The sequence below is a fragment of the Roseibium sp. MMSF_3247 genome, assembly GCF_030733765.1.
GTDB lineage: Bacteria > Pseudomonadota > Alphaproteobacteria > Rhizobiales > Stappiaceae > Roseibium.
On sequence record NZ_JASHII010000001.1, the window covers coordinates 459,163 to 485,957 of the forward strand.

Genomic DNA, 26,795 nt, shown 5'->3' on the forward strand with positions numbered 1-26,795 from the left:
CGAGCGCCCTTTTATGCAGCATGCCCCAAAACGGCATCGCTGGCATCTTTTTCGCGCGTTTCCACGTGATCCTTCAACAGATCAGCAAGGTTATCCAGAAGCACGGTATTGTCTCGGATCATGCGATCGGCCGCACCGTTCAAGGTCAAAATGTTGCCCGGTCGTGCGTTGTCGAAGTCTTCAGCGCTCGCCTCAAGCTCCCCTTCGATCCGGTGATAGGTGACATTGGGCAACTCATTGAACAAGTGGGTCGCCTGGTAAGATGCCGTCTGGGTTTGGCCATCTGAGAAGATGGAAAGGATAGGCACACCCTTTGATGGCTGCATCCAACCAAGGGCTCCCCAACCAACGGCCTCCTGATAGGAGAAGGTTCGTTCCTGGGCCCGTCCCGTCCCGAGTGAAATGATGACCAGTTCTTCAGTATCCCAACCCAGTTTGCGCGCTTCCAGATAGGCCGCAATGGTTGGGTCGTTCATGAAGACGCCGCCGTCCACCATGGGTTCTTCGCGCTTGCGGGTCAGGTTTTCGATTTTTGCCGGTTCGAAATAGGAGGGGGCTGCGGTTGTCGCCCGCACGGCCTGCCAGAAATAATAATCGTCAGGCCGGCTGCCGTTTTGCTCCAGTCCATTGGTCATGAACACGGCTTTGCGCTGCTCAATGTCGTAGGCGGTGAGAACCAGCTTGCACAGGCCGCTTGCCATGGAGGTCCACCCGAATTGCTCCTTCAGGATCTTTTCGAGAGGACGGGCATCATACGTTTCATCGAACAGACCAAGCGGATTGGTGAATGCACGGGCAAGGCGTGCACTTAGCGAATATGAAAAAACCTCGCGGGCATCGCGCTCATAAAATGTCCTAAGTTCTGAGATCGTTGCTGCGGCTTCCCCCTTGTTGCCGCCAGGCCTCGGGGCGGAGAGTCCGGCTGCAATCAAACCGCCGGTCGAGGTGCCGGCCATGAGATCGAAGAGCTCGTGCATCGGCTGCGTGACGCCACGGTGCACGAGGCGGCTCTCCAGGGACTCCAGAATGCGCAACGGGATCAGACCCCGGACACCACCACCATCTATGGAGAGTATGAAGCGCTTCTTCTGGGTCATGAAAAATCCCCTTGTTCAATTGATGGGTTTCCAGTCGATCTGCCGTGACGTCGTCTGAATGCCTTGTTATACCAAAATCAATTATTTGACGGGAATTGCGTCACAGCAATGGCAGTTGGTGAGATTCAGCCGCAAAATGCCGACATAACTTGATTTTGGTAAATCACTGCGCGGCATGTGGCGCTTTTTGCCGCGAGAGCAGGTGGCATGTTTCCACTCAGCCTTTGTCCAGGCTGAAATTTCAGATTAGGATCGCGGCGATTTTCATATCAAACAGGACATTCCATGAATATCGATCTGCTTCGACGTCTTTGTGAAACACCAGGTGTGCCGGGTCATGAGCATCGGGTTCGGGACTTGATCAAATCCGAAATCGAAGGGCTCTTTGATGAGGTGACAACGGACCCCATGGGCTCGCTGCTTTGCCGCCGGAACTCTCGCAAGAAGCCGAAGAAAGGGGATCCGAAGAAGGTCATGTTGCTGTGTCACATGGACGAGATCGGTTTTTTGGTTTCGCATGTGACCGACAAGGGGTTTGTGCATGTTCAGCCGGTCGGCGGCTTTGATGCGCGCAACCTGTTCTCCCGCCGCGTGCTCGTCTCGACGGACGATGGCGACTACAAGGGTGTCATGAACCCAGGCGGCAAGCCGATCCATATTTCTTCTCCCGAGGAACGCAAGAAGGTTCCGGAGCCCAAGGACTTTGTTGTGGACTTGGGTCTTGGAGAGAGCACCAAGGATCTCATCAAGGTCGGTGATATGGTCACCATGGATGAGCCTTTGATCGAAATCGGCGAAAAGATCGTGTCAAAGGCGTTGGACAACCGGATTGCCTGCTGGCTCGGGATCGAGGCCATCAAGGCGCTGGGCAAGTCCAAGCACGAATGTGAAATCCATGTCGCCTTCACCTGCCAGGAAGAGGTGGGTCTGCGGGGCGCACGCACAGCATCGTTTGCTATCAAACCGGACATCGGGCTGGGCATCGACGTAACACTGGCCTGCGATACGCCGGGAGTTCCGGAACAGGACCGAACCACGGTGCAGGGCGAAGGGTTCGGCCTCCATGTCAAGGATTCCAGTTTCATCGCCGACCGTGATCTGGTGAAAGAGATTGAAGCGCTGGCTGAGAAGGAAGAGATTTCGTATCAGCGCACAATGCTGGCAGCAGGTGGTCAGGACGGTGCGGCTGCTCAGCAGGCGGCGGCAGGTGCGAAAGCTGTCGGGATCGTGGTCGGCACCCGCTACATCCACACGGTTACCGAGATGATCCACAAGTCCGACCTTCAGGCAGCCCTCGACATTCTTGCCGCGTATCTGAAAAAAGCTTGATGATGTGTCAGCTCAGGGCGCGTTTGGTGCCCTGGGCGCTTTGCTCGGTGTCTTTGGTATTAAGCGGTCAGACCGGCGAGACTGGAAATCTGTGACCCTGTACCAGCGTAGAGCTCGCTGACTGCGGCGCTTTGATAACTGAAGGATCCGTTGTCAAAATCGCCCTCAATGGTGGAAGCGTTTGCAGAGCGCACCGAGAGCCCGGTCTCGGAATTGAAGGACACCCGTTCGAACGAGACAAACTGCGCAGTGAGGGTTTCCCCGTCGATCTCGGCTTCAATCGTTGTTGTCGAGATTGTCGCGCTTTCATAGGCGAGGGAAGCACTGGAGACACTGCCATCTTCGCCGAGTGCCGATTTCAACTGACCAGCCGTTTTCTGATAATCCTCAACGGTCGCCAGCGCGCCGTCTTTCTCGTCTTCGTCGCCCTCTTTGCCGTCTTCAACGGCTTCACGTAGGGCTGCAATCACAACGGCGTCTTCTTCAGCCTTCTGCGTGGCAGCCTCCAAAAGGCTGACGGCGGTGTCCTTGGGCGGTTGACCTGGCTTTGCGTCTTCAGCCTCCGGCTTTGCAGACGGGTTTCCGGAGCCTTGAAACGACGCGGACAACAGACTGGTGCTTTGTGTTGTGGTTTCAATCGAGATTTGCATGACGCGCTCCAGAAAGTCTCCAGTTAACAAGGAGACACTTCACTAGGAGACTGGACCAAAACCGTTAAGAAGCCATTAACCAATTGCCGGGGCTCATGTGACGGCTAGAGGAATGCCTTTTCAAGAAATTGACGCCCTAATATGAGCCCGCGCTTGTCAATGCCATGTCCCAAATCATCCAGGCAATGCGCGTCGACTGTTACACCAGCCTGCGCTAGTGCGGTTCGTGCGGCTTCCAGATGATAGGCAGGAACGACATCATCATCTGCGCCATGCACGATTAAGGTTGGAGGAGGTGCTGGGAGGATCGGGAGCGTTGCAACTCTGGGTAAAAGACCTGAGTAGGCCATAAGACAGGCGGGCGGTGTTTTCCGGCGCAAACCCGCTTGAAACGTCATCATGGCTCCCTGACTGAACCCAACCAGTGCAAGAGCTGCATCGTTGAGCCCCAAAGAGTTTAATTCTGCATCGAGGAACCGGTCGAGCACTGGTTGAGCCGCCTGCGCACCGATTTCGTACTCCCGCGGTGTCCGCTCTTCCAGGGCAAACCACTGCCGCCCTCCAAAGGCTTCAAATGGCAAGGGCTCAGGAGCATTGGGCGCAACGAAAGCTGCGTTGGGAAGAGCCTGTTGCCAAGCCCGGCCGAGATCTATCAGGTCGGTACCGTCAGCGCCATAACCATGGAGGATGACGACCAGTTGTTCTGCAGCGCCTCCGGAGAGCGGTGCAAGACGAGGCCCGTCAAGCGACGGGTTGAACGAAGATGATGTCATTCTTTCACCGGCGTTTGCGAAGGGGCTGTTTGCGTGTTTGCTAAGGCGATCCGTTGATTTTTGAGGAGCGGGAGTGCGATTAAGCCAGATAATGAGATCAGCACTGCGGCAATAACAAACGGGATGCCTGGGAAGTAAAGGTCTGTCCCGTCCCTCGTAAAAAAGGAAAAGCTCTGTGTCATGACAAAGGGGCTGATGATCATAGCAAGCCCGGCTGCACTCGCGATCAGACCCTGCAGTTCGCCTTGCGCGTTGTCGGGAACACGGTTGGACATCAAGCCGGTAAAGGCAGGTGTCGCAAGCGCGCCCATAACAGCAAATCCAATAAACGCATAAGCGACCCAGCCGCTTTCAGCGACGGAAAGAGCAATAAACGCAATCAGGTTGCATGTGAGGCCAATCATGAGAATGGCGCCGATCCCGATCCGGCGGTCCAGAACGCGGATCAGATATCCTTGCACGATTGCGTAACCGAACCCGACTACGGCAAGGGACAAGCCGATATCGGCTGGGGTCCAGGCAAAGACTTCTGCAGTGAAATAGCTCCAGACAGCCGGATAAACGTAGTGGGCAATGTCAAACAGAAGTAGCGCCAACAGGAGCACACGCACCTCCTTGTTGGAAGAGATGTGTTTTAAGGCGCCGAATGGATTGGCGCGCTTCCAATTGAAGGCGCGACGGTTTTCCAGTTTCAGTGTTTCCGGCAGCACAAAATAGCCAAAGAGGAAGTTGACGAAGGATAATGCAGCACCGGCGTAGAACGGGGCTCGGGATCCATACTCCCCGAGCAGTCCTCCAATGACCGGTCCCAGCACAAAGCCGACGCCAAAAGCCGCACCAAGAAGGCCGAAATTCTTCGCTCGGTCTTCCTTTTCCGAGATATCTGCTATGTAAGCCGCCCCGGCGGAGTAGGTGGCACCGGCAATCCCGGACATCATCCGGGCAATGAACAGCACCGCAAGGTTCCAGGACAGAGCAATCAGTAGGTAATCTGCCGCCACGGTCAGTGTCGAAATAAGTAAAACGGGCCGGCGTCCGAACCTGTCTGACAGACTGCCAAGCGTTGGACCGAACAAAAACTGCATCAAGGCAAAGACGACACTCAGCCATCCGCCCCAAAGCGCAGCTTCACCGACAGGCAGGCTGGTGAGTTCGGTCAATAAGCTCGGCATCACCGGCATCATGAGACCGATGCCCATCGCATTGATGGTCAAGGTAATGAAGATGAAGATAAGCGCGTTGGATCGCTTCGGGCGGCCGGGCAAAGAATTGTTCCTTCAATACAACTTGAAGGAAACGCGCAAAACCAGTTTCAGGCAAGAGTGTTTCTGGGGATTGGCCAACAAAAAAGGGCGGTGAAACCGCCCTTCCATACCGCAAGTGCCAATTGGCCTTACAGGACTTTGAGGTCTTCGGCGACCATCTGGCCACGGCGCCACTCAAGATCGAATGCCACGAGTTGGCCTTCCTTAAGCGAGTCGATGCCGGACCGGCGCAAAGCCGTGATGTCAACGAGGATGTCGTCCCCGTCTTCGGGTTCGATCGTGCCGACACCGCGGCCCTTATCAAACCATTTTACGTTTCCATGTAGCATGGAGTCTTCTTTCCAATTTCTTGCATCAAAGCATCAGCGCGCTTGTCTAGCGCAGCATTTCAAAGCTTTGATGACAGTTCTTTATTGTAATACTAAAATACAAGTCTGCAGCGGGAGGCTTGTCTGGCGCTTGTTCCAATTAGGAAGAAAATACAAGCGGCCGAAAACCAAAAACTACAGCCGGTCTGAGCAGTCTTCGTATGAACTCAGACCACTTAGACTGACTTGATATGGTTGCTCAATCGTTAAATACAAGATTGGGCGGTTGAACTTAGAGTTCTGCGTTGATGACGTAGTTGAGGATTTTGACGATCTGGTCCGGGGTTTCCGCGACAGCAAGAGCTGCAGCATCAACTTCCTTCAGTGGATGGGTCAAGGACGGATCGTGAAGAATGATCAATGACTTACCAAGGGCTGAAGCGTAGCCTGCATCGAAGGCTGCATTCCATTGCTTGTACTTGTCGCCGAACCGGACAACGACGATATCGGCCTTTTCGATCAGTGTCCGGGTGCGGATGGCATTCACCTTAGCGCCTTTGTGATCGTACCAGAACATCTTGTCTTCGCCGCCGAGTATCGCTGCGCCGCAATCGTCGCTGGCCTCGTGGTTGGTGACCGGTGCAGAAAAACAGACCGGCAATCCGGCGGCCTCCGTTGCGCTAACGATCTGTTCGCGCCAGTCGGTGTGAATCTCACCGGAGAGATAAACGCGCCATTCATTCATGTTCTTGCCTTTCTGGGTCGAGGGATGCGGGCAGTGTGCCGCATCGGTTGGCCAGAAACTGGAAAACCGGTTCGCAGGTGTCAACCGTAGTTCTGGACAAGAGTGTTTAAGGCAATCCGATAATCCGGATAGCGGAACGTATAGCCGAGTTCGTCTTTAACGCGTTGGTTCGAAACCCGTTTGTTCTCACCATAAAATGACCGGGCCATTGGTGTGAGGTCCGCTGTTTCGAAGGCAACTTCCGGCGGTGGTGTCACACCCAGCAGTTCAGCAGCGTATGTCACGACATCTTGCGGCGGCGCAGGCTGGTCATCCGTGACATTGAAAACGCGTGTCTTTGGCGACTGCATGGCAATTGAAACCGCGCCTGCAATGTCCGCGACATGGATCCTGTTGAACACCTGACCGGGCTTGATCAAGCGCCGGGCGCGACCTTTTTTGAAGTTCTCGAACGTGTTGCGACCTGGTCCGTATATTCCGGACAACCTAAAAATCTGAACAGGTACTGAGTTCTGCTCTGCGAAAGAAAGCCAGGCCTCTTCAGCGGCGACGCGTTGGACCGAGCGTTTGGACACCGGTTTGCAAACGGTGGTTTCGTCCACCCAAGCCCCGTCGTGGTTTCCATAAACGCCGACAGTCGAAAGGTAGCCGACCCATTTCGGAGAGGCTGCGGCAATATCCGCGCCGTGTTGGTTGAGAACCGGGTCGCCGGCCTCACTCGGGGCAATGGACACAAGCACATGGGTTGCTGTTGAAAGCGCGGCCGCAATCCCGTCGCCAGGAGTTTCGCCATCGAAGATAAACGGCTCAATACCGTTTTCGCGGAGAGCGCTGGCCTTTTCCGCAGACCGTGTCGTGCCGCCGATCCAATCAAAGCGATCTCGCACTTCTTCGATAATCGCCTTTGAAGAATACCCGACACCAAAAACAAACAGGCGCATCACGACAGCTCCAAATGATTGCGGCGGATTTCATAAAGCGAGATGCCGGCGGCAACAGCAAGGTTCAGACTGTCGGCTTCCCCCACTTGCGGGATCCGGATCAAGGTCCGGCAGGCCTCGGCCATATCGTCCTCCAGCCCCTTTTGTTCATTCCCCATTACGAGCAGGGCCGGTTGTTTGTAGTCCGGTGTGCGGTAGTCGACCGACCCTTTCAAATGTGTCGCAGCTACGGTTCCCGGCCAGTCTTTTGCAAGCGTCTTGAACTCGTCCTTTGTCATCTTTGCAAGGGGCACATGGAACAGCGACCCCATCGTGGCGCGGACGGCTTCGACGGCAAATGGATCCGTGCAATCGCCAACCAGCATCACGCCACTGCCGCCGACCGCATCAACCGTCCGGATGATTGTACCGAGATTTCCAGGATCCCTTACCCGATCCAGCGCGACCCAGACGGTGGTGCCTTGCGGATCAATGTCCCGGGCGCTGAGGATGTTTTGCTCGTAAACACCCACAACCATCTGGGGATTGTCCTTGCGGGTCATGGCACTCATGACTGCGGTCGAGACTTCAAGGATGAGTGCGCCGCGTGCCTTGGCCGTCGCCGCGGCTTTTTGGGCAACCGGGTTGTCGCGCGCCTCTGGGCCAAGGGCGACGTAGCGGACGCCCCAGCCGGCAGCCATGGCATCGGTCGCCAATTTGAGTCCCTCTGCGACAAACAGGCCGGACTGGGTGCGGTGCTTACGCTGGGCTACAAGCCCTTTGATTTCCTTAACGATCGGATTCGAATGGCTCGTGATCTGTTTGACCGCGCCGATTTTTTGAGGTTTGCCGGTCTGCGGCATGCGGGAGCTCCAAGGGCTCTTCTTGAGCCAGCTGAATTCTAAAGACAGTTTGGATTGGATTAGTCCCCGCGACCGACCGGGTCAAGAAGCGACCTACGGCACCGACGGAAGCAGACGTTCTGTCGCGATCAGAATAGAGTCTTCAATGTCGACCGGAAACTCTGTCACATCCAGTTTGCCATCGATGGCGAGGAACGACAGCCCGTGGACTTGTGTCCACAATGGGAAGGATGTGCGGAGTACCGTCTCGTTTATGTCCGGCTCGCCCAGATAGTCTGCGACTTCTCGGAGCAAGACACCATAGGATCCGCGGCCAACCTGCTTAAGCTCATCAATTCGGTCATGATGAGACATTGTGCTGAACATGAGCCGGAACGTGTGCGGCTCGCGTCTTGCGAACGCAACATAGGCGCGCCCCATCGCGGCAATCGACTGAACAGTGCCGCGCGCCTGCTTGGAGGCTCGGGCTTCCATATCGATTCCAAGGCGACGAAGGCCGTCTTTTGCGATCTCGCTCAAAAGATCTTGTTTGGATGAAAAATGCCGGTAAGGCGCCGCCGTACTCACACCGGCAAGACGGCAAGCATCCGACATGGAAAACCCATCCGGCCCATGTTCTTCAATAAGTTGGCGCGCTGCGGCGATCAATTCACCGCGCAAATCACCATGGTGATAGCCCGCTTTTTTATGAATTTCTGTTTTGGCCATGTAAGGCGTTTCCAAATTTTTTCTTGTTGTGTCTCTTGCCGAAGTTAATATCGCTAACATATGTTAGCAACGATAACATAGTTAGTGCTGCTTACATTGGGAAGATTATGCTCCACGAAATCGCACCGGCAGCCAGCGGACAAGGTGAGAATGTGCCATGTCGAAGGATCATCAGACCCCTCAGCCAAAGACGACCGGCAGTAAACGCAGGCTCCGGCGTTTTGGCGGAATGGCGCTGAGTACGGCGACCTTTTCCATCAATGTCGGTCTTGCCGCCGCTGCGGTGATGATCGGGGTCACCACCATCCAGATGCGTGCAGAAGAAAAACCATCCGTGGAACCCTCGCCCCTGGCCCTTGTGGATGTATTCACACCGGTTTGGGAGACCGGCTATGATGTTGAGCGCAGTTTTGTCGGCAGGCTTGAGCCCGCACGCAGCACGGACCTTGCCTTCGAGCTCTCCGGGACAGTTCGAGAGGTTCGGGTCGATGAGGGTGACCTGGTCGAGGAAGGCGACGTTATTGCTGTTCTCGATACACGGACACTAGAGGCGGATCGCCGGCGCCAGGTCGCCAATCGTCAAGCTGCTGAAAGTGATCGTGAACTGGCCTCGCTGACGTTAAACCGCCGTCAGCTGCTGAAGGACAATGGTCATGTCAGCGCGCAGGTGCTCGACGAGGCCCGCCTGACCCTCAGCCGTTTGGACGCCACGATCGCGCAGATCGATGCTGCGATCGACAACATCGATATAAATCTTGATAAGGCGGTTTTGAAAGCGCCGTTTTCGGGCCGGATTGGAGAGCGCCTTTTGGACGACGGAGCAACCGCGTCTCCGGCAACGCCCGTTCTGCGGTTGCTGGAGAGTCCACGGCCAACGGTCCGCATCGGTTTGTCGCCGGAAGTGGTCGACCGGCTGGATCGGTCGCACAGCTATGACATCCAGATATCGGGCAGGACTTTTAAGGCCGGCTTGGCAGCGCTCCGTCCAGACCTTCAAACCCGCACCCGGACAATCGAGACCTTGTTTGAACTCGATACACCGGAGGCAACACCCGCTTTTGGACGACTGGCGGAACTGTCAGTTGTTGAGCGCGTGGAGACGGAAGGCGCCTGGATCCCGATTTCCGCATTGAAAGAAGGTCCGCGCGGTCTCTGGACCGTGCTGACCGTTGCCGAGGATGTGGATAGCGCTGCGCCCAGCCCGGCATACGTTGTGGTGCGGGAAGCGGTGGAAGTCCTGCATGCGGAAGAAGGGCGGGCGTTTGTTCGCGGGACCTTGACGCCAGACAGCCGGATCGTTCGGGATGGCGTTCACCGGGTTGTCGTTGGCCAAGCTGTAGACCTTGCGAAGGCGGGAGGCTGAAGCATGGAAACCCTGTTCTTTCGCAAACCCCGCTTGGTGGTCCTGACGCTTCTTGTGATCTTGGCAGCCGGGGCGACGGCTCTGATCGGCATTGGCCGGCAAGAAGATCCGACAATCACCAACCTTTTTGCAACGGTCACGACCGTCTACCCAGGCGCTGATCCGGGGCGTGTCGAGGCTTTGGTCACGGAAAAGATCGAGGAAGAGCTCCGCGAAGTCGAAGAGATTGATGTTATTGAATCGACGTCGGCCTCCTCGATTTCGATTATTCAGATCGAGCTGCTCGACACATTGACTGAAGACGTGATTGAACAGGCGTGGTCGGAGATCCGGGACAAGATCGGCGACGCCACGCGCGAATTTTCCCAAGGTGTTCTGGAGCCGGAGTTCAGCACTGACGGTGCTGGGGCTTTCGCATCTATCAGCGCACTAGTTCCCGAGCATGATGCGGTCTCTCAGGCTGTCATGCTTCGTTATGCCGAGGTTTTATCTGATACACTCCGGAATGTGCCCGGCACAAAGTCCGTCGAGATTTTCGGCGAGCTGGAAGAAGAGATTCTGGTTCGCATAGATCCGGCAACGCTCATTTCCTTATCTCTGACTGTGGATCAGGTCGCCTCTGCCATACAAAACGCGGATGCCAAGGTCCGTGCAGGCCGCCTCCGCAGTCCGGACCGCGAATTTCTGATCGAGGTTTCTGGAGAAATTGCCGCGATTGACCGGATCCGCGCCATCCCTGTGACAACTGCAAGCAATGGACTGGTGACCCGCGTTGGCGATGTTGCCACCGTCACGAAGGGCATCCGCCAACCCGCTGAAGAGCTCGCCTTCTCAGGAGGGCGTCCGGCAATACTCGTTGCTGCGAAGATTGCGGATGGCCTGCAGGTGGACACCTGGATGACCCGTGTTCGTGACCGGATTGCTGCCTTTGAAACGGATATGCCGCATTCAATCCGGCATCAACTCGTGTTCGATCAAAGCCGTTACACGATCGACCGTCTGACAGATGTTGGCGCCAACATAGCCATCGGTATGGCCTTGGTGATTGGCGTGCTGCTTGTCACGATGGGGCTGCGGTCGGCAGTGATCGTTGCAATGGTGTTGCCTGTGGTCACTCTGGCCTCTTTTGCAACGATGAGCATGATCGACCTGCCGCTTCATCAGATGTCGCTTACGGGACTGATCGTGGCTCTCGGCCTACTGGTTGATGCTGGGATCGTCATGACCGATGAAATCGGTCAGGCTCTGGCGCGTGGAGAGGAGCGGCGCGAGGCCGTCCGCAAGGCCGTTCGACGCCTCTTTGCGCCGCTGCTGGCATCGACCGCTACCACGGCCCTGTCCTTCTTGCCCATGGTTCTGCTGCCGGGACCGGCTGGAGACTTCGTCGGGGCGATCGCCATTGCCGTGATCATCATGCTTGTCTGGTCGTTCCTCGTTGCGGTGACCTTGACGGCGGCAATCGCCGGTTGGCTGTTACCTGCAACGAGATTAGAGACCAAGCGCCGTTCTTTCCAACCCGGTAAGTTGGTGTCCGTGCCCTTCCGGTTTTCGCTGCAGCTCGCCATGATAAACCCGGCAAGTTCGGTCGCGTTTGCGCTGGTCTTGCCCGTGATCGGTTTCATGAGCATGCCTACGCTAACTGCGCAGTTTTTCCCAGGCGTAGACCGGGATCAGTTCCATATTGAAGTGGAACTTTCTGACGGTACTGCGATTGCCGAAACATCCGAGGTGGTTCGTGCCATGGATGGGTTCCTGTCCGATCAGGAGGGCATCGAAAAAGTGGTTTGGGTTGCGGGGAAGAGCGCTCCAGCCTTCTACTACAACATTGTCGGCAACCAGGACCGCGCTCCGGCTTTCGCTCAGGCACTCGTCACCACCAGCTCGCCGGATACGACAGCGGATCTTGTGCCGCAGCTGCAAGGCGAACTGACCGCCCGGTATCCGAACGCGCGTATTCTTGTGCGGGATCTCGTTCAGGGACCGCCGGTTGATGCGCCTGTCGAATTGCGCCTTGTCGGCCCGTCCTTGGACGTCTTGCGCGAACGCGGGGATGCCTTGCGCCAACTTGCATCCGGCATCGAGGAAGTGACCGTTGTGAGGACAACGCTGGAAAGCGGCGCACCGCAACTGAAATTTTCAGTCGATGAGGACAAGGCACGGCTTGTCGGGCTGAGCCTGGCGGATGTTGCCCGTCAACTCGAGGCAACCCTGGAAGGGGCTGTCGGGGGCAGTCTGATTGAAGGCACAGAAGAACTGCCCGTGCGCGTCCGGATCGGCGATGCTGCCCGCAGCGACTTGTCTGACATTGCGAGCCTGCCGTTGTTGCCCGCGATCGGAGCCGCCGGAACAGCTGGTTATGACGGAGTGCCGTTGTCTGCGATCACGGACATTCGTCTGGAGCCCTCTGAGGGTGAAATCAATCGCCGGAATGGAGAACGCACCAACACGGTTCAGGCATTCGTCCAGTATGGTGTTTTGCCGGAAGAAGCCCTGAAGAAACTCCAAAGCGAGATGGACCTTGCCGGCTTTGAAATGCCGGACGGCTACCGCATCGAAACGGGCGGCGACTCCGATGCGCGCTCAGACACTTTGAACAATCTGATCGGCTCGCTTGGATTGATCGTGCCATTGTCGATTGCCGCGATCGTTTTGACCTTCAACTCGTTCCGTTTGTCCGCTGTTACACTGGTTGTGTCGGGACTGTCGGCGGGGCTCAGCATTCTGGCCCTGGCGATCTTCCAGTACCCGTTTGGCATCAACGCCATCATCGGTGTGATCGGCTCAATCGGCGTGTCCATCAACGCAGCCATCATCATCCTGACCGGTCTCCAGCAAAACAGCCGGGCGGTTGACGGTGATCGGGAGGCAATGGTTGACGTGGTGATGGGGTCGGGCCGGCACATCATCTCCACAACGCTGACGACCTTCGGAGGGTTTTTACCGTTGATCCTGGCCGGAGGTGGGTTCTGGCCACCGTTCGCCATGTCGATCGCTGGTGGCGTGTTGTTGTCTACCGTGATCTCGTTCTATTTCGCACCGCCCATGTTCGCATTGGTTTATGCACGGCGGAGCAAGGCGAAAGCCGAAGACACCCCAAGTCAAAATGACGATACAGATTGGTCGAACGACAATCGCCCCATAACACTCGCGGCTGAGTAGGCGTTAGCGGCTGCTCCAGCGGGAGAAGAGAGATGTCGAAAGGGCACGCGTGCTGTCTTCTTCGCGGATGACCAACTCGCCGGATTCCAGCCGTCCGCCTTGCTGGGACAAGGTTTCGGCCATGAGCTCATGGATCGAGACGAAGCTGGAGCGGATCGCGTAAGCGGTCAGGATCATGAAGAGAGCGTCTTTTGCCAGCAGCTGCTGCAGGTCTTTCAGCATACCGGGCAAGCTGGTGTAGATGTCCCAGACTTCGCCCTTTGGGCCGCGCCCATACTTTGGCGGGTCCAGAATGATGCCGTCGTAGGTGTTGCCACGGCGAACTTCGCGAGCCACAAACTTGGATGCATCTTCGCAGATCCAGCGGATCGGGAGATCTTCCAGTCCGGAAAGAGCTTGGTTTTCGCGAGCATAGCCGATCGCCTTTTTGGAGGCGTCGACATGGGTGACTTGTGCGCCTTCGGTCGCCGGTAGGAGCGACGCCAAACCGGTATAGCCAAAGAGATTGAGGATCTTCAGCGTCTTCTCCGGGTTTTTCTTCTTCTCGGCCCGGATTCTGGAGTTGACCCAATCCCAATGCGCGGCCTGTTCCGGAAAGACGCCAACGTGGCGGAATGACATAAACCGGCCATTGTAGGTGACCGGTCCGTAGGACATTGGCCAGGTTTCCGAGACGTTGCCAGAATACTTCCAGCGGCCGGGACCTTCTTCATCCGTTTCGCCTGAGAAAACCGCATTGGCGCGGTCCCACACAGTGTTCTTCTGGCGGCGGTTGCCCATTGCCTGGGGTTCCGGTCGAACGATCGTATAGCGGCCGTATCGTTCCAGTTTCTGACCTTCGCCCATGTCCAGAAGGCGGTAGTCCTTCCAGCCCGGGGTTTCAAGGATCACGGGCCATGCCTGCACGGGCGGCTGTCCGGGTTTTGCAAATTCTGGCGCGTCGGTTCTTTCCGCCACGGTGGTCTCTCTCGTCAGTCACGAAGGTGTTCGACCACGCCTTAGAGCTATGCTGCTTCAAGGTCAACGTTGAGGCAGGGCCAGACAAAGAAAAAGGCGGGGTGACCAGCACGCCCGCCTTTTTTGATCTTTTAGTATTTGCTGATCAGGCAGCAGCAACTTCCGAGAGGAAGGTCTCCACTTCTGACTTCAGCTGGTCGGTCTTTTCGTTCAGCTCACCAGAGGCAGCCAGAACCATGTCGGCTGAAGAGGACGTCTGATCGACTGCCTGCGACAGCTGTGTCATGGACGAGGAAACGGCACCAGTTGCCTCAGCAGCCCGCTGAACGTTCTGCGAGATCTCCGCGGTTGCCGCACCTTGCTGCTCCACAGCGGAGGCGATGGCCGTTGTGTAGCTGTTGACCTCTGTCATGGTCTCGGCGATTTCACCGATCGCGACAACAGAGTCCTTGGTGGCTGTCTGGATCGCAGTGATCTGGGAACTGATCTCCTCGGTCGCCTTCGACGTTTGCGTCGCCAGTTCTTTGACTTCCGCCGCAACAACCGCAAAGCCCTTGCCAGCTTCACCAGCCCGCGCTGCCTCGATCGTTGCGTTCAGGGCAAGCAGATTGGTTTGTTCGGCAATGGCCTGGATGAGCGTGACCACCTCACCAATCTTTGTTGCCGCTTCTGCCAAGCCTTCGACCTTCTGATTGGTGATGCGGGTGCCGGTTGTGGCTCGTTCCACGATATCTGTTGTTTGGGCTACCTGACGGGAGATCTCTCCAATGGAAGCCGCAAGCTCTTCTGCCGCGCTGGCAACAGTCTGAACGTTGTTGGTTGTCTCGTTGGATGACGATTGTGTTTCGCTCGCGTGACCAGCACTGTCGCGCGCAATATCCGTCAAGGCGCGAGCGGTTGAATCAAGGCTGTCGGCGGTGGACTCCACGGAGCCAATCGCCTCTTCGGCTGTTGCACGGAAGCCTTGGATCAGATTGTCGATCCGCTGTTGACGTTCCTGGCGGGCCGATTCTTCCTGCGCATTGCGTTCCTGCAAGTTTGCGCGCTCAACCGCGTTGTCACGGAAGACTTGAACCGTGCGGCTCATGTCACCGATCTCATCACCGCGGTCGATGCCCGGGATTGCAACTTCATTGTTGCCGCCGGCCAAGCTATTCATCACATCCGTAATCGTTTTGATCGGCCGGGTGATGGCAAGGTTCAGGACAATCGCTAGACCGACACCGCCCAGAATGGAAAGAAGCACAGTCATTGCGATCTGGAGCTCGGCAGCTGTTGCAGCCGCACCGGCTGCCTCAGATTGAGCTTGGGAAATACCGGCAATTTCAGCGCTGACTTGCTTGGTCAGCGTATCCAGTTGTGCCCGTTTTGCCTGCAAGTCTTGTTTGGTAGACAGCATGTCCTGAAAGGCGCGATCGAAACTCGCGATGGAGATCGCGATGCTGTTGATCGCATCCGCGGTGCTGGGCAGAACATCTGCGTAGCCGACGAGTTTTTCTTCCAGTTTGACAAGCTCAGTGATCTCTGTTTGCACACCTGCCGGATCGCTGATGCCAAAGTTGCCAAACAGGGCGAGTGTCTCAGCCTCGGCACGCAACGCATGCTCACCAAGGGCCGTCGCTTCGATCATGACCGTTTTAATGCTGCCAAGCCGCGTATTGGCGGTCAGAACGGTTGCCTTTGATTTGCTGACTGCAGCGATCGCTTGCTCACGAATTTGGTAAGCGAGCTCGGTAATGGCATCGAGGGTCGTACCAACAGCGGTTCTGGCCTCGTAGGCCTCTGCAAAGCCAAGATCTTCTTTCAACCGCGCGATCGCCTTATCGAGCTTGTTGGCCTGACCGGCAAGTTTGCTCACAGTCTTGCGCTCAATGCCTTCGATCTGGCGATACCGCATCTCGCGGGTCCGGTCGACGATCTCTGCTGAGATTTTCAAGCTTTGCTCGAGAGCGTCACCGTCCAGAGAGCCGTTGCTTTTCAGGTAGGCGAACTGGATCTTGGACACATCGTCCTGCAAATCAAACACGCCGCGCAGCATGAGGTTTGCGTCTTCCAACGTTCCGTTGGCGGAGAAAACGTCTGCGCTAACCTTTTTCTCTTCAGACAGAACAGCATCGGCGATAGAAACCGCTAGATTTTCCAGTTCCAGTACGCTGGATTTCAAAGACTTCAATCGATCAGCCTGCTGCTGTGTCTGGTTCACAACCTCATCGAAGGTTGTTCCAAATTCTCCGACCGCAGAAATCGCTGTATCCACTTGAGACGCTGCGGTTGGGTCTCCCGCAACATCGTTCGCAAGGGTTTGAAGCGAAGAATTGAGGCCGGCGATCTCTTGGCGGGTTGCTTCCGCGAGCTCCGGAGTTGGCGCGTTCAAATAGTTCTCGCGTACCAATGAGGTGCTTTGAACTTGCCGCCCAACATTTGCTGATTGATCAGCCACTTCAAATCTTGCAGACAGCGAAGATATCGCAAAATATCCAACACCGCCAACGATCGCGGTCAATAGCAAGATTGCTGCAAAACCGCCGCTGACTTTGAAGCCGAACTTCAGATCAACCAACCACTTCAAGGCACGTTTCATCGAATCCCCGCACGTCCGGAAAACTGTGATTACTGACCAAGGTATGGGGGATAGCGATGAAGAATAGGTAAAAATGCATAAAATTACTAAGCAGAATTATAAATTTAAACGTGATGACATTAATATTTTTGCGTAAGGAAAAAAACAGAGAGAGTTTTGAAAGCGATTATTGAGTTTTTATTAAACATGTTGACCGCCGTTGATATGAATTTCTGATCCAGTCACATAGGACGATGTTTCGCTGCACAAATAGTAAATTGTCTCGGCAACCTCATTCGGCTGACCAAGACGGCGAAGGGGAATATCTTCAATCATGTCTTCTGTGCCGGGAGATAGGATGGATGTGTCGATCTCACCGGGCGCGATCGCATTGACCCGAACGCCATGCGGCCCAAAATCTGCAGCCATTTCCCGTGTAAGGGACGCAAGCGCAGCCTTTGACGTGGCGTAGGCTGTGCCCGCAAACGGGTGAACCCTGACACCCGCAATGGAAGTGACGTTCACCACCGAGCCAGTGGCCGCCTTTAGTTCGCTGAACAATCCTTTTGCGAGCAAAATGGGGGCAAAGAAATTCACCTGAAAGACATTCCGCCATTCATGCATCGGAGTGTTCAGCGAGTTGAGCCGTTCCCCGCCGTTTCCTTTCGGACTGATCCCTGCATTGTTCACCAACGCATGGAGCCGGGATCCGTTAGGCTCGAGCCGCTTCCGGATTTCCTGGATCGCAAACCCCATGTTTTCCGGATCTGAGAGATCGACCTGGATATGATCTTCCGGTCCCATCGGCCAGGGACACTTGTCGGAAAAGGCTTGACGGGAACATGTAATGACACGCCAGTTTTCCGCGGAGAACTTTTTGACTGTCGCGTGCCCGATACCACGGCTGGCTCCGGTGAGAACCAGTGTCCGCCGTTCGTCAGTCGGTTTGCCATTGTTCATTTGCTGATCCGCCAGGTGCTAAGTATGCTCTAAAAAGTTGACTTTTATAGTACGGTTTCTGTATTCCGCTGCCATCTGTCAAACACTATATGCGATGAAGTCCTCGTAACGGCCAGACCCCAGTATGCTCATTTGCTCCTGTAATGTATTATCAGACAAGCAATTACGCGAAGCTGCGGCAGAAATGCGTTACGATCCGAATGGTAAAATCCCAACGCCCGGATCTGTCTTCCGCCATTTGGGGTGCCGGCCGCGTTGCGGTGGATGTTTTCCGAGTGTCATTGACATTATTCACGAAAACACACCAGAGAATGAGAAACCTAAACAGCGGCGGGCGTCTTCCGGGCGCAAAGCCGAGAACCGTTGAGCTTTTAAGAGGGACTGATGAAGGGCGACGCGCGGGTCATTGACTACTTGAACAAGGCTCTCCGACACGAGTTGACAGCGGTCAACCAATACTGGCTGCATGGCCGCTTGCTTGCGGATTGGGGTTTCGGAAAACTCGCTGCCAAAGAATTTGAAGAGTCGGAAGAGGAGCGTCAGCACGCACAGGATCTGATGGACCGGATCTTGTTCCTGGAGGGGTTCCCGAACCTGCAAACGCTGGACCCTCTGCGGATCGGCCAATCGGTGAAAGAATGCCTCGAAGGCGATCTGGCAGCTGAGTACGCAGCCCGCTCTCTCTACCACGAAGCGCGCGAAGTTTGCCGTGAGCAGGGCGACTATGTCTCAATGAAACTGTTCGAGACCCTGCTCTCCGATGAAGAAAGCCACATCGATTTTCTTGAGACCCAGTTGGCTCTGATCGAGCGCATCGGGATCGACAATTATTCGCTGCTGCAAGCCCAGTCTGCAGATACGGCAGAGTAGCTGCAGCCCAGATTATTGCGGTTCAGTCGCCGGACTATCCAACCTGTAGACTGGACCGCCGGCCACTTCAGCATCCTCGAAATCATGCGTGACCAGAAGAACGGGCAGGGCGCGTTCTCTGGCGATCGAGAATACCTTTTGCCGGACGTCAGTGCGTCTCGACTGATCGAGGCTGGAAAAAGGTTCGTCGAGCAAAAGGGCTTTGGGTCTGGCCAAAAGAGTTCGCATCAAGGCCACTCTCGTTTGCTGCCCGCCTGAGAGCTTGGCTGGATCCTTGGGGCCAAGCCCTTCAAGATTTACGACCTCAAGGGCTTCCGCAGCTAACCTCTGCCGTTCTATCCGATTATTGATCTCAGAAGGAATTGCAAACATAAGATTTTGCGCGACAGACATGTGCGGGAACAAAAGCGGCGATTGAAACATCAAGCCGATATGGCGCTCTTGCGCTGGAACGTTGGTCACATCGGTACCGTCCAGGATGATGCGGCCTGTAGCTTTGAAGTCGGGTTTCAAAAACCCTGCGATGAAGTCAAGAAGGCTTGATTTCCCGCTGCCGCTTTCTCCCATAACGGTCAGCACCGTCCCCGGTTCAATCGTTGTATCAAGCTCCAACAGAGTGCGGCCATCAAGCTGGATGGACACATTCTCCAAGATGAGCCCCTTCTGGTTTTGGAGAGTGCGGGCGTTCATTGACTTAAGCATCCAGGCGCAACGCGGTTCTGTTTTTGAATAGAACAGCTGGGATCGCAGCAGCAACAGCGAAACCGGCAAACGGGATAAGCAATTGCAGCAAGGCGTAGACGGCTGTGATTTGCCTGTTTCCACCACTTGCGAGCGCAACGCTCTCTGTTGTCACGGTGACGACCCGGCCGGCTCCGATCATGAGTGTGGGGAGGTATTGCCCGACCGACACAGCAAGGGCAACTGCCAACGTCACGAGGACCGGGCGTGTCAGCATTGGTAGTTGCACCCTGAAGAAGATTCTGGCTCTGCTGGCGCCCATGGAAGCTGCGACGCGGGCATATCGGGGGTCCTGCCGCTGCCACGGGTCACTGAGCGCAAGAAAGGCATAGGGCAAGACGAAAACCAGATGTGCAAGAAGCACGGCTGTGAAACTTCCATCCAGACCAATCATCAAGAACAACATCTTGAGGCCGAACAGGAACGCAATTTGTGGCAGGAGAAGGGGCACAAAGATGAGCGTTCTCAACTGATGATCTACAGGCTCTGCGGCGTGTGTTTTTGTTTCCAATAGCCAAAGCGTCAACGACGTGCTGATGAGCGCTGCCAGAACACCAAGTAAGATCGTCGTGCCGAGGATCTGAGGTGTTTGTGTCAAGGCCATTGAAAGCGCCGATACGGACCAATTCTGGGGCAGCGGGGCCGGATACCACCAGGACTTGGCTAAACTCCAGATCATCAGGACAAGCAGGGAAAGGCACATGGCTGACACAATGAAAACCATCGTACCGAGCGCTGCCATTCGGCCAGCGCTATCCGCTTTTATGCGGTGTCCTAGCGCCAAACGGGTTGAGCTCAGCTTGGTGGCACTGGCTTCGAACAACAAATAAACAAGAATTGCTCCACCGCTAACTCCAAGCTGAAGCAATGCACCGGTTGACGCGGCAAGGCGCAAGCTGAGATCCGGATCATTCATCCAAACCACCAGCCGCGCAGCCAACGGTGCCGGTGTCGTGGGCCCCAGTATCACCGCGACATCCACCACGGAGGTCGAGTAAGCTATCACAGCCAGCATCGGTAGACGGATGAGCGGATAGATCTGGGGCAGGATGACTTTGAAAAAGCCTGACATCCGACCGTATCCGAGACTGGCTGCCACTTTGGTGTAGGACTTGATCTCGGGTCGGTTCAAAGCGGCCAGTGTCATCAAAAACAGAAAAGGGACCTCTTTTGCGACAAGACCCAGGGTCATGGCGACTCCATAGGAATCGTTGACTAGCAACAAATCCGGCGGACGCTCCCACCCAGTTGCCCAAGGCGACAAAAGCCGGGAAAGGAACCCGGACGGGGCAATCAGAAAGGCGAGACCGATTGCGGCCGCAGCGTGCGGTACTGACAAAAGCGGCGACAGGAAACGGCTGACACGCTGAAAGGTTTGGGTGCCGCTCCATGCAGCTGCAAAACAAAGAACGAATGCAAGCGAAATTAGTGACGCAACAAGGCCTGTCCAAAAACTCAGCGCCGTTGATTGCAGCAGGCCCGGCATGGAGAAAAGCTGTGCGAAAGGCTCAAGCGTAATCTCGCGCGCCCCAAGAACAGGGAGGTAGCCGAAAGCCGGCAGAACGGTTCCTGCAAGACCGGCCAGAACCGGTCCCGCCAACAGCAACACAACGATCAGCGAGGGTAAATTCGAGCCTGGCCGAAATTTGGCCAAGGGTTTATTGGCCCCCTGCGCCGTAACGTGTTGCCCAAGCCTGTTCCAGGGCCGTGACCCAGCTCGGATGCGGTTCTGGGAGAGTTGGGCCAAGTTCTTCAGGTGTCAGGGTTGCAGGTCCAAGGTCTTGGGTGTCGAACAATGCTTTTTCATTGGCTGGCAGGCCAGCAACATTCAACACAGTCGGGTCGCCCCATATCTCCGGGTCCTGTTTGCGCATCTGGGCCATCGGTGACAACAAATGGTTCGCGAAAACCTTTGCGCCTTCCTGGGCCGAGCTGTTGAACGGAATGGCGACAAAATGGGTGTTTCCGACTGTGCCACCATCAAAAACGAATGTACGAACGGTGGGTGGCAGTTCGCCGTTCACAATTGCGCCGGACGCATCACCCGGATTGAACGAGAAGGCGATGTCGATTTCACTGTCCGCAAGCAGCTGCCGCATATGGGCCGCGTTCTTCGGGAACGCTTGTCCCTGACGCCAGAGATGCGGATGCAGCTCATCCAGGAAATTGAACAACGGCGCCGTCTGCGCCTCGAATTCGTTCGGTTCGACCGGAGCAGACAGCACGTTGGTATCCGCGATGGTGTTGAGGAGTGCTTGCTTCAGGAACGTCGTTCCGTAGAAATTCGGCGGTTGCGGATAAGAGAAGCGGCCCGGATTGGACTTCGCGTAGTCAAGCAGCGTATTGAGAGACGCTGGAGGTGTGTCCAGACGGGCAGTGTCATACATAAAGACCAGCTTTGCCATGCCCCACGGACTTTCCTGACCATCGGTTGGAACAGTAAAGTCGACCAGAACTGTCGGTTTGTTCTCCGTGTCGACATATGTCCAATTCGGCAGGCTTTGCGCCCAACCGGGTTCTGCGAGCAAGCCACTTGTCTTCATGGCAGCAAAGTTTTCGCCGTTGATCCAGACGAGGTCGACACCGCCACCGCTGGTCTTGCCGACCGACTTCTCTGCGAGTACCTGGGAGACGACACTGGCAGTATCGCTGACCTTCACATGAACAACCCGGACATCATAGAGGTTTTCAACTTCCCGCGCGGCCCATTGGATATACGCGTTGATCCGCGGCTCGCCGCCCCATGCATGGAAGTAAACAGTCTGTCCCTTGGCTTCGTCCAGAACGTCTTTCCAGTCGCTGTCTTGTGCCGACACCGGCTGTAACGTGAAAAGACCGGAGATGAGAGCAGCGGCAGCGATAAGCAGACGTTTCATTTCAATCCTCATGGTGTGGGAATGTTCTCCCTCGCTTACGGCAACGGACACGGTCAAGACAAGGCTTTGTGATTAGCCTGGGCATCAGGACGGGCTCAGACCGGCAGGATATGCGTGTCCTTAATTTCTTCCATGACCGCATAAGTATGCGTTTCCCGGACGCCGGGAAGGGCCAGTACCACATCAGACAGGAACGCCCGGTAGGCCTCCATGTCCTTGACCCGGCTTTTCATGAGATAATCGTATCCCCCGGCAACCATATGGCACTCCAGAATATCGGGCGCCCGTTCGACAGCGCGCTTGAAGGCATCAAAGATCTCCGGTGATGTGCGTTCCAGCCGTATTTCGACAAACACCAAAAGCCCTCGGTCCACTTTCTTCGGGTCCAGGCTTGCCGAAAAATGTTCAATATATTTTTCCCGTGTCAGGCGTTTGACGCGCTCTGCGGTCGCTGTCGGAGATAGCCGGACTTTTTCCGAAAGGTCAGTGTTGGTGATCCGGCCGTCTTCCTGAAGTACCTTGAGAATTCGCCGGTCCGTTGCATCAAGCATGTGAATTTAGTCCGAATATCGCATTTCTAAAGTTATATACTTCGTAAATTGGGCAAAAAATAGAGAAAAACACAGCCGATTGAGGCGTATCATAGGTGAATGTATCGTTTGGCCTTGTTTGGGCCGCTTTGGGAGGTGCCTATGTCCGCAACTGCTGCCGTTTTGCCGGGCGTTAGTGAAAAAGATCTGCAACCGTTTCGCGCCGCCTATGCGCCGAGCGACAAGCCCCTTGTGGAAGCGCTTTTGAAAGAAGCTGCCGGGGACCCGGTCGTTGAAAAGCTGATTGATCAGCGGGCCCGCGGATACATCGATGACATGCGGTCAGTTCAGGTTGGTCTTGGCGGTGTCGAAGACTTCATGCGCGAGTTTGGGCTGACCACCCGCGAGGGTCTTGCCATGATGGTGTTGGCAGAGGCCTTGCTTCGGGTTCCGGATACTGAAACGGCAGACAAGCTGATCGAGGATAAGCTGGCTGCGGCCAAATTTGACGATCCGAGCGGCCCGAAATCCGACACTTGGCTTGTTTCGGCGTCATCCTGGGCGCTGGGCGTCACCTCCCGTCTTTTGCATCCAGGGGACACGCCGCAGAACATTCTTTCCAGCCTGGTCAAGCGCATGGGTATGCCGACGGTCCGGCTCGCCACTCGCAAAGCCATGCAACTGCTCGGGCATCAGTTTGTTCTGGGCGAAACCATCACAAAGGCTTTGGAACGCGCGAAGACCCAGGAAGCCAAGGGGTACCGCTACTCCTATGACATGCTGGGAGAAGGTGCTCGGACCGAAAAGGATGCTGAGCGCTATTTTCAATCCTATGCCGCTGCGATCGAAGCGATCGGCAAATCGGCCGGCGACAAAAAGCTTCCTGACCGTCCAGGTATTTCGGTGAAGCTTTCCGCTCTGCATCCGCGGTATGAGGCCATCAAAGGCATCCGCGTTCAGGAAGAACTGCTGCCACGCCTCAAAAAGCTCGTGCAAATGGCGCGCGAGCGGGATCTGAACTTCACCGTCGATGCAGAGGAGGCAGATCGCCTCGAAATATCCCTGGACGTCATCGCGGCGCTTTTGTCGGACCCGGTCACAGAAGGTTGGGACGGCTTTGGCCTTGCTGTTCAGGCCTATCAGAAAAGAGCGGTCCACGTGATCGACTGGCTGGTGGATGCTGCGCGCAAGACCGATCGCAAGTTGATGGTGCGTCTTGTGAAAGGCGCGTACTGGGATACGGAGATCAAACACGCCCAGGAAAATGGCACGGATGGCTATCCGGTCTTCACTCGAAAGGCGGCAACGGATCTGTCCTATCTGTGTTGCGCCAAGCGTATGCTGGCTGCACGCGATGTTCTTTATCCGCAATTTGCGACCCATAACGCGCTGACTGTTGCGCAAATCGTTGAGTTGGCCGGTGGAAATGCGGACGGCTACGAGTTCCAGCGCCTCCATGGTATGGGCGAAAGCCTGTTCAAATCCGTCTGTGAGCGGGATGGGTTCCCGACCCGGATTTATGCTCCGGTGGGCGGGCATAAGGATCTGCTTGCTTATTTGGTCCGCCGTCTCTTGGAAAACGGCGCCAACTCGTCCTTTGTGACGATTGTCGGCGATACATCCGTCCCCGTCGAAGCCATGTTGGAGCGGCCGCGTGAAATTCTTGATGGTGGCCACCACGCCTCAAACCGCTCCATCCCAATGCCGGATGATCTTTATGGGCCTAGCCGGAAAAACTCGGATGGCGTCGAGTTCGGCTGGGCCGAAGAGCGCAACATTCTTGTGCGCGGAATGGCAAAGACCACAGCTCCGTTCACAGTTGCGACGCCGCTTGGTAAAGGGCTTCCAGCGAACGGCGAACCGAACCCGATCTTTTCTCCAATGGACGGGACAACCAAGGCGGGGACAGTTTCATTTGCCGACAAGGCAACCGCAGAAAAGGCAATGGACGTTGCTCAAGCCGGCTTCGAGCGCTGGTCGCGCCGACCGGTGGAAGAGCGCGCGGACATCCTGGCAAGGGTCGGGGATCTTCTGGAAGACAACCGCGATCGGCTGATGACCATCCTGTCGGTTGAGGCCGGCAAATGTTTGCCGGACGGGATCGCTGAGATCCGGGAGGCCGTTGATTTCTGCCGCTACTATGCGCAAGAAGCGCGCACGCAGTTTGGCGATGGCCGCTTGATGCCGGGACCAACCGGCGAAGAGAACCGGTATCGTCATCGTGGCCGGGGCGTGTTTGTCTGCATTTCTCCCTGGAATTTTCCGCTGGCGATTTTCCTTGGTCAAATCAGTGCAGCCCTGCTTGCCGGAAATGCGGTCATCGCAAAGCCTGCAGAACAAACGCCACTCATCGCCTGTGAGACCGCAAAGCTGCTCTATGAAGCTGGGGTGCCGGAGGACGTGTTCATGCTCTTGCCTGGCGATGGCGAGGTTGGGGCTGCCTTGACCGCGCACCCGAAGGTCGCCGGCGTTGCCTTCACCGGTTCAACGGAAACCGCTTGGGCGATCAACCGGACACTTGCCATGAAACGCGGTCCAATCGTGCCGCTCATTGCAGAAACCGGTGGTATCAATGCCATGCTGGTGGATGCGACAGCCTTGCCGGAACAGGTCTGCGATGACGTCATGATGTCCGCCTTCAGGTCTGCTGGTCAACGCTGCTCCGCTCTGCGCTTGCTCTATGTTCAGGAAGATGTGGCAGATACCCTGTTGGCCATGCTGGAAGGCGCTGCAAAGGAACTGGAGCTTGGCGACCCCCGTCTTCCATCAACCGACATTGGCCCGGTGATTGACGATGAAGCCAAGGCAAACATTCAGGCGCATATCGACGAAATGCAGGAAAGCCAGACGCTGCGCTTTGCCGGGAAAACGCCGGAGGGAAGCCTATCTAACGGGTCTTGGATCGCGCCGCACATCATTGAACTGGACAAGGCGGAAGCGCTCACGCGTGAAGTCTTTGGCCCCGTTCTTCACGTTGTCCGGTACAAGGCTAAAGACATCGACAAGGTCCTCGATCAGATCGCAGCCACTGGCTACGGCTTGACACTCGGTGTTCACAGCCGGATTGACGCCACCGTGAAGAAAGTCGTCGACCGCTTGTCAGTCGGCAATGTTTACGTCAATCGGAATACAATCGGCGCCGTTGTGGGAACCCAGCCGTTCGGTGGCTCCGGATTGTCCGGCACCGGACCCAAAGCCGGTGGACCTGCTTATCTGACCCGCTTTGCTTTGGAGCAGGTGGTTTCGATCAATACGGCTGCTGCCGGTGGCAACGCAAGTCTGGTTGCTGCGTCCGACGACTAGAGCGGTTTTTGAGATTGGGGCGAATTGACGAAACAATCGCCCCAGTCCCCTTCGCCTTCGCCGAACGGAATGTAGCCGCGTGCCGCTAAGAACTCAGGTAGGTCCGTGTTCGATTGTGCTTCGGTAAGGGCGGTTTCAAAACCATCAAATTCTCTGGCTGCCAAGTTTTCATCCTCCGCCAGAATCCGTCCCGAGGCTACCGCGTCGCGGGCGACAGACGTCAGCTCTGAGTATCCAAGATCGGCGATCGCTATCAGCCAGCCGCTCCAGATTGGATCGTCCGCTGGCGGTGCATCTTCCGATTTGAGAAAACCGCGAAGATTGCGCTCTGTGGAGACAGCATTCACCCTGCCCTTAAGCGCCTCGTAAGTCCAAGCCCTTAAAAACGCATCCCGGATCATGAAATCCAGTTTGTCATTCTGAAAGCCTTCCCACAGGTCAGTCGCTTTTCCATAGCCAAGGCACATCAGGACACGTGGAAAAGTCTCGCCCAATCCAACTTCCCCAAGAAGGTCCGCGAGTATCAGAGGCTGCTGGGTCGCAAGTCTATAAACGCCGTCAAATGTGTTTGGTATTTGAAGGACGGCGAGGATGTGAAGGCCGAGGTAAAAAGACCGCTTCTCCATTGCGTCCAATTCCGTGCCGTTTGCGGCCTTACCAAGGATTGGCAGAAAGATAGCAGCTGAGCGATCCGGGTTTTTCAGACAGTAGGCGAGCATCTCAGCCGGATAGGTTTCCGGATCCGCCAGGTTTTCCAAGATGTCACGACGATCGAGCATAAAACCTCCGGCGAAACTCTATCACAGGTAGAATGGGGA

23 protein-coding genes are annotated in these 26,795 nt (G+C 56.0%); 6 read left to right on the forward strand and 17 right to left on the reverse strand.

Annotated elements, in window-relative coordinates:
- Nucleotides 1–11 precede the first annotated feature (11 nt).
- Nucleotides 12–1,097 (reverse strand): patatin-like phospholipase family protein, encoded by a 1,086-nt coding sequence (locus RBB44_RS02000; RefSeq protein WP_306148200.1) that lies wholly within the window; start codon nt 1,095–1,097, stop codon nt 12–14.
- A gap of 285 nt (nt 1,098–1,382) precedes the next feature.
- On the opposite strand from RBB44_RS02000, the gene RBB44_RS02005 reads away from it, so the two are divergent.
- On the forward strand, nt 1,383–2,426 hold the full coding sequence (locus tag RBB44_RS02005; protein WP_306148201.1) for a M42 family metallopeptidase: 1,044 nt from the start codon (nt 1,383–1,385) through the stop codon (nt 2,424–2,426).
- A 59-nt stretch (nt 2,427–2,485) separates the two neighbouring features.
- Here RBB44_RS02005 and RBB44_RS02010 read toward each other — a convergent pair whose 3' ends face one another.
- From RBB44_RS02010 to RBB44_RS02045, 8 genes are all read right to left on the reverse strand, one after another.
- Complete coding sequence (locus RBB44_RS02010) at nt 2,486–3,076, reverse strand: hypothetical protein (protein WP_306148202.1); 591 nt, start codon at nt 3,074–3,076, stop codon at nt 2,486–2,488.
- Nucleotides 3,077–3,180: 104 nt separating this feature from the next.
- Complete coding sequence (locus tag RBB44_RS02015) at nt 3,181–3,849, reverse strand: alpha/beta hydrolase (RefSeq protein ID WP_306148203.1); 669 nt, start codon at nt 3,847–3,849, stop codon at nt 3,181–3,183.
- Nucleotides 3,846–5,114 carry a TCR/Tet family MFS transporter gene (locus RBB44_RS02020; RefSeq protein ID WP_306148204.1) on the reverse strand — a complete coding sequence of 423 codons (1,269 nt, stop codon included), beginning with the start codon at nt 5,112–5,114 and terminating at the stop codon, nt 3,846–3,848. Before RBB44_RS02020 ends, RBB44_RS02015 begins: the two co-directional genes overlap by 4 nt.
- Before the next feature lie 128 nt (nt 5,115–5,242).
- Nucleotides 5,243–5,443, reverse strand: coding sequence for a cold-shock protein (locus tag RBB44_RS02025; RefSeq protein WP_008195161.1), 201 nt, complete (start codon nt 5,441–5,443; stop codon nt 5,243–5,245).
- 271 nt (nt 5,444–5,714) lie between these two features.
- On the reverse strand, nt 5,715–6,167 hold the full coding sequence (locus tag RBB44_RS02030) for a YtoQ family protein (RefSeq protein WP_306148343.1): 453 nt from the start codon (nt 6,165–6,167) through the stop codon (nt 5,715–5,717).
- A gap of 80 nt (nt 6,168–6,247) precedes the next feature.
- Entirely contained in the window at nt 6,248–7,108 is an 861-nt protein-coding gene (locus tag RBB44_RS02035) for an SDR family oxidoreductase (RefSeq protein ID WP_306148205.1), read from the reverse strand.
- Nucleotides 7,108–7,950 (reverse strand): RNA methyltransferase, encoded by an 843-nt coding sequence (locus tag RBB44_RS02040; protein WP_306148206.1) that lies wholly within the window; start codon nt 7,948–7,950, stop codon nt 7,108–7,110. Before RBB44_RS02040 ends, RBB44_RS02035 begins: the two co-directional genes overlap by 1 nt.
- 93 nt (nt 7,951–8,043) lie before the next feature.
- Nucleotides 8,044–8,658, reverse strand: coding sequence for a TetR/AcrR family transcriptional regulator (locus tag RBB44_RS02045; RefSeq protein WP_306148207.1), 615 nt, complete (start codon nt 8,656–8,658; stop codon nt 8,044–8,046).
- 157 nt (nt 8,659–8,815) lie between these two features.
- Between RBB44_RS02045 and RBB44_RS02050 the strand changes: the two genes are divergently transcribed.
- Together RBB44_RS02050 and RBB44_RS02055 are read left to right on the forward strand one after the other, a co-directional pair.
- On the forward strand, nt 8,816–10,021 hold the full coding sequence (locus tag RBB44_RS02050) for an efflux RND transporter periplasmic adaptor subunit (RefSeq protein WP_306148208.1): 1,206 nt from the start codon (nt 8,816–8,818) through the stop codon (nt 10,019–10,021).
- A gap of 3 nt (nt 10,022–10,024) precedes the next feature.
- Nucleotides 10,025–13,180: an efflux RND transporter permease subunit gene (locus RBB44_RS02055; protein WP_306148209.1), complete on the forward strand. Its 3,156-nt coding sequence runs from the start codon at nt 10,025–10,027 to the stop codon at nt 13,178–13,180.
- A gap of 3 nt (nt 13,181–13,183) precedes the next feature.
- Here the strand turns inward: RBB44_RS02055 and RBB44_RS02060 are convergent, their stop codons facing one another.
- The 3 genes from RBB44_RS02060 to RBB44_RS02070 form a co-directional block, all read right to left on the reverse strand.
- Nucleotides 13,184–14,137 carry a class I SAM-dependent methyltransferase gene (locus tag RBB44_RS02060; protein WP_306148210.1) on the reverse strand — a complete coding sequence of 318 codons (954 nt, stop codon included), beginning with the start codon at nt 14,135–14,137 and terminating at the stop codon, nt 13,184–13,186.
- A gap of 145 nt (nt 14,138–14,282) precedes the next feature.
- The gene (locus tag RBB44_RS02065) at nt 14,283–16,718 is read right to left on the reverse strand and encodes a methyl-accepting chemotaxis protein (protein WP_306148211.1); all 2,436 of its coding nucleotides are present in this window, start codon (nt 16,716–16,718) and stop codon (nt 14,283–14,285) included.
- A gap of 180 nt (nt 16,719–16,898) precedes the next feature.
- Nucleotides 16,899–17,657: an SDR family oxidoreductase gene (locus tag RBB44_RS02070; RefSeq protein ID WP_209172374.1), complete on the reverse strand. Its 759-nt coding sequence runs from the start codon at nt 17,655–17,657 to the stop codon at nt 16,899–16,901.
- Nucleotides 17,658–17,781: 124 nt separating this feature from the next.
- Between RBB44_RS02070 and RBB44_RS02075 the strand changes: the two genes are divergently transcribed.
- Both RBB44_RS02075 and bfr read left to right on the forward strand, forming a co-directional pair.
- Nucleotides 17,782–18,024: a bacterioferritin-associated ferredoxin gene (locus RBB44_RS02075; RefSeq protein ID WP_306148212.1), complete on the forward strand. Its 243-nt coding sequence runs from the start codon at nt 17,782–17,784 to the stop codon at nt 18,022–18,024.
- A 17-nt stretch (nt 18,025–18,041) separates the two neighbouring features.
- The gene (bfr, locus tag RBB44_RS02080) at nt 18,042–18,527 is read left to right on the forward strand and encodes a bacterioferritin (protein ID WP_306148213.1); all 486 of its coding nucleotides are present in this window, start codon (nt 18,042–18,044) and stop codon (nt 18,525–18,527) included.
- Between the two features lie 12 nt (nt 18,528–18,539).
- On the opposite strand, the gene RBB44_RS02085 is transcribed toward bfr, so the two are convergent.
- The 4 genes from RBB44_RS02085 to RBB44_RS02100 all read right to left on the reverse strand — a co-directional run bounded on the left by RBB44_RS02085 (nt 18,540) and on the right by RBB44_RS02100 (nt 22,695).
- Nucleotides 18,540–19,217: an ATP-binding cassette domain-containing protein gene (locus tag RBB44_RS02085; protein WP_306148214.1), complete on the reverse strand. Its 678-nt coding sequence runs from the start codon at nt 19,215–19,217 to the stop codon at nt 18,540–18,542.
- 4 nt (nt 19,218–19,221) lie between these two features.
- Nucleotides 19,222–20,922: an ABC transporter permease gene (locus RBB44_RS02090; protein ID WP_306148215.1), complete on the reverse strand. Its 1,701-nt coding sequence runs from the start codon at nt 20,920–20,922 to the stop codon at nt 19,222–19,224.
- A 4-nt stretch (nt 20,923–20,926) separates the two neighbouring features.
- Nucleotides 20,927–22,144, reverse strand: coding sequence for an ABC transporter substrate-binding protein (locus tag RBB44_RS02095; RefSeq protein WP_306148216.1), 1,218 nt, complete (start codon nt 22,142–22,144; stop codon nt 20,927–20,929).
- A gap of 95 nt (nt 22,145–22,239) precedes the next feature.
- The gene (locus tag RBB44_RS02100) at nt 22,240–22,695 is read right to left on the reverse strand and encodes an Lrp/AsnC ligand binding domain-containing protein (protein ID WP_133948848.1); all 456 of its coding nucleotides are present in this window, start codon (nt 22,693–22,695) and stop codon (nt 22,240–22,242) included.
- A 141-nt stretch (nt 22,696–22,836) separates the two neighbouring features.
- On the opposite strand from RBB44_RS02100, the gene putA reads away from it, so the two are divergent.
- Nucleotides 22,837–25,977 carry a bifunctional proline dehydrogenase/L-glutamate gamma-semialdehyde dehydrogenase PutA gene (gene putA / locus RBB44_RS02105; RefSeq protein ID WP_306148217.1) on the forward strand — a complete coding sequence of 1,047 codons (3,141 nt, stop codon included), beginning with the start codon at nt 22,837–22,839 and terminating at the stop codon, nt 25,975–25,977.
- Here putA and RBB44_RS02110 read toward each other — a convergent pair.
- Nucleotides 25,974–26,756 (reverse strand): hypothetical protein, encoded by a 783-nt coding sequence (locus tag RBB44_RS02110; RefSeq protein WP_306148218.1) that lies wholly within the window; start codon nt 26,754–26,756, stop codon nt 25,974–25,976. The genes putA and RBB44_RS02110 overlap by 4 nt on opposite strands.
- Between the last annotated feature and the right edge of the window lie 39 nt (nt 26,757–26,795).

Excerpts from the sequence above, each read along its gene's own strand:
- RBB44_RS02000 (WP_306148200.1), bottom strand. The coding sequence starts at position 1,097 with ATGACCCAGAAGAAGCGCTTCATACTCTCCATAGATGGTGGTGGTGTC.
- RBB44_RS02005 (WP_306148201.1), top strand. The coding sequence starts at position 1,383 with ATGAATATCGATCTGCTTCGACGTCTTTGTGAAACACCAGGTGTGCCG.
- RBB44_RS02010 (WP_306148202.1), bottom strand. The coding sequence starts at position 3,076 with ATGCAAATCTCGATTGAAACCACAACACAAAGCACCAGTCTGTTGTCC.
- RBB44_RS02015 (WP_306148203.1), bottom strand. The coding sequence starts at position 3,849 with ATGACATCATCTTCGTTCAACCCGTCGCTTGACGGGCCTCGTCTTGCA.
- RBB44_RS02025 (WP_008195161.1), bottom strand. The coding sequence starts at position 5,443 with ATGCTACATGGAAACGTAAAATGGTTTGATAAGGGCCGCGGTGTCGGC.
- RBB44_RS02030 (WP_306148343.1), bottom strand. The coding sequence starts at position 6,167 with ATGAATGAATGGCGCGTTTATCTCTCCGGTGAGATTCACACCGACTGG.
- RBB44_RS02035 (WP_306148205.1), bottom strand. The coding sequence starts at position 7,108 with ATGCGCCTGTTTGTTTTTGGTGTCGGGTATTCTTCAAAGGCGATTATC.
- RBB44_RS02040 (WP_306148206.1), bottom strand. The coding sequence starts at position 7,950 with ATGCCGCAGACCGGCAAACCTCAAAAAATCGGCGCGGTCAAACAGATC.
- RBB44_RS02045 (WP_306148207.1), bottom strand. The coding sequence starts at position 8,658 with ATGGCCAAAACAGAAATTCATAAAAAAGCGGGCTATCACCATGGTGAT.
- RBB44_RS02050 (WP_306148208.1), top strand. The coding sequence starts at position 8,816 with ATGTCGAAGGATCATCAGACCCCTCAGCCAAAGACGACCGGCAGTAAA.
- RBB44_RS02055 (WP_306148209.1), top strand. The coding sequence starts at position 10,025 with ATGGAAACCCTGTTCTTTCGCAAACCCCGCTTGGTGGTCCTGACGCTT.
- RBB44_RS02065 (WP_306148211.1), bottom strand. The coding sequence starts at position 16,718 with ATGAAACGTGCCTTGAAGTGGTTGGTTGATCTGAAGTTCGGCTTCAAA.
- RBB44_RS02070 (WP_209172374.1), bottom strand. The coding sequence starts at position 17,657 with ATGAACAATGGCAAACCGACTGACGAACGGCGGACACTGGTTCTCACC.
- RBB44_RS02075 (WP_306148212.1), top strand. The coding sequence starts at position 17,782 with ATGCTCATTTGCTCCTGTAATGTATTATCAGACAAGCAATTACGCGAA.
- bfr (WP_306148213.1), top strand. The coding sequence starts at position 18,042 with ATGAAGGGCGACGCGCGGGTCATTGACTACTTGAACAAGGCTCTCCGA.
- RBB44_RS02085 (WP_306148214.1), bottom strand. The coding sequence starts at position 19,217 with ATGAACGCCCGCACTCTCCAAAACCAGAAGGGGCTCATCTTGGAGAAT.
- RBB44_RS02095 (WP_306148216.1), bottom strand. The coding sequence starts at position 22,144 with ATGAAACGTCTGCTTATCGCTGCCGCTGCTCTCATCTCCGGTCTTTTC.
- RBB44_RS02100 (WP_133948848.1), bottom strand. The coding sequence starts at position 22,695 with ATGCTTGATGCAACGGACCGGCGAATTCTCAAGGTACTTCAGGAAGAC.
- putA (WP_306148217.1), top strand. The coding sequence starts at position 22,837 with ATGTCCGCAACTGCTGCCGTTTTGCCGGGCGTTAGTGAAAAAGATCTG.
- RBB44_RS02110 (WP_306148218.1), bottom strand. The coding sequence starts at position 26,756 with ATGCTCGATCGTCGTGACATCTTGGAAAACCTGGCGGATCCGGAAACC.